At 70.1% G+C, this 1,700-nt stretch carries 1 protein-coding gene; it reads right to left on the bottom strand.

Translation table 11 applies throughout. The features are described from left to right. Positions 1-27: 27 nt before the first annotated feature. The gene (locus ACN6LM_RS37980) at positions 28-1,506 is read right to left on the bottom strand and encodes an FG-GAP-like repeat-containing protein (RefSeq protein ID WP_445069979.1); all 1,479 of its coding nucleotides are present in this window, start codon (positions 1,504-1,506) and stop codon (positions 28-30) included. Between the last annotated feature and the right edge of the window lie 194 nt (positions 1,507-1,700).

The raw sequence follows: 1,700 nt of genomic DNA, 5'->3' as shown, positions 1-1,700 counted from the left end.
CGCTCGCGGAAGGGGCCCCCTCATGGCTCAGAAGCTGGGTCCGTTGTCGCCGGCCAGGTTCAGGCCGAATCGGGACTTCTTCGCCAGGAGCCCCAGGTCGACCGGGTTGAACGCGACGGCACCGGTCGTCGTCAGCCCCGTCGAGGCGCCGCGCAGCGACCACACCGCACCGCCGTCCGCGACCGCCTCCAAGTTCTCGTCGGGGGCGCCGGCCGTCAGATCCGCCTTGCCGTCCTTGTTCACGTCCAGCAGCCGCACCGAACCGCCGAAGTGGTCGCCCGTCTCCGCCACCCCGGGCATGCCCGCCGTGTCCTGGTGGAACGACTTGGCGCCGGTGCCGCTCAGCCCGCCGGGCCCGCCCTTCAGCAGGACCACCGCGCCCGCGCCCGCCTTGGACTCCAGGGCCTCGAACGGCACGCCCACCGCGAGGTCGTCGTAGCCGTCGCCGTTGACGTCGCCCGCGCTCATCCGGGCGCCGAACTGGTCGCCCTTCTCGCTGACCCCGGGAACGCCCGCCGTGTCCTGCGTGATGATCCGGGACCGGGTCGCACCCGGACCGGTCGCGGAGCCGTAGAGGATACGGATGGTGCCCGGGTCGGTGGGGTAGTCCTCCTCGTTGCCGTTCGGGACCAGCCGGATGGCCAGGTCGTCCTTGCCGTCGTTGTCGAAGTCGCCGACCGCCGGGACCCGGCCGCTGGGCACCCGGGTGTAGGTGGTGGACAGGCCCTGCGGGGTGCCGAGCCACAGCCGGGTGCCCTCGACGTTCCCCTCCCACCCGTAGAAGGTGATGAGGTCGTCGATGCCGTCACCGTTGAAGTCGCCCTTGGCGGGGGCGCCCATCCGACTGTCCGAATCGAACATGGGCACGAACTGTTCGCGCGAGGGCTCCCCGGAGCGGTTGAACGGCCCGTAGAGCACGCTCCGCTGGTCGAAGTACTCGTCCTGCGAGCCGTGCGCCATCATCAGGTCCGCGTTGCCGTCGCCGTTGAAGTCGCCGGCGATCAGGTTGTTGCCCATCTCGCCGCTCTCGGGGCCGGGCACGCGTACCGAGTCCTTGCCCGTCATGCCGCCGGTGCGGCCCCACAGGATGATCACGGAGCCGTAGTTGTTCAGCTCCGGCAGCGATTCGTTGGAGTACAGCGCGAGGTCGGTCAGCCCGTCGTGGTCCAGGTCGGCCGGGTACATCTGGAAGCCGAGGCTGTGGCCCTCCCCGGCTTCGCCCGGCACGCCCGGGGTGTTCTGGTCGATGGTCGTCGTGCGGGCGGGGCCCAGGCCCTGGGCGGAGCCGTAGGCGATGGTGATGTAACCGGCGTAGAGCTGCCCGTCCACCGTCGCGTTGGGGGACCCGACGACGACGTCCTGGTACCCGTCACCGTTGAAGTCCTCGCGGACGGTGGTGGTCGCCGCCTTCTCCTCGGCCGTTCTCCCGGGCGCTGCGACGGCCACACCGCCGGTCAGCGCCGTGGCGGCACACACGGCCACCGTCAACATGGTGCGAATGCCCACAAAATTCTCCTTGCTCGCGTACGGGGAGCCAATGGCGTACGAGGTGTGAGGGCTCGCATAGGAGACACGTACGACGCGGAGAAGGTTGCACGGCGAACGGAAGGTGAACTCGGTGCAGGGGCAAGGCAGTCGGGGGCGGCCGGTGGCCACCGATCTTCCTCGACAGCGCGACCCACTCTCCAAAGGGCACGGTC

The sequence above is a fragment of the Streptomyces sp. SAS_281 genome, from assembly GCF_052542855.1.
The sequence above is the reverse complement of the archived record's forward strand: the minus strand, read 5'-3'. Positions and strand labels throughout refer to the sequence as shown.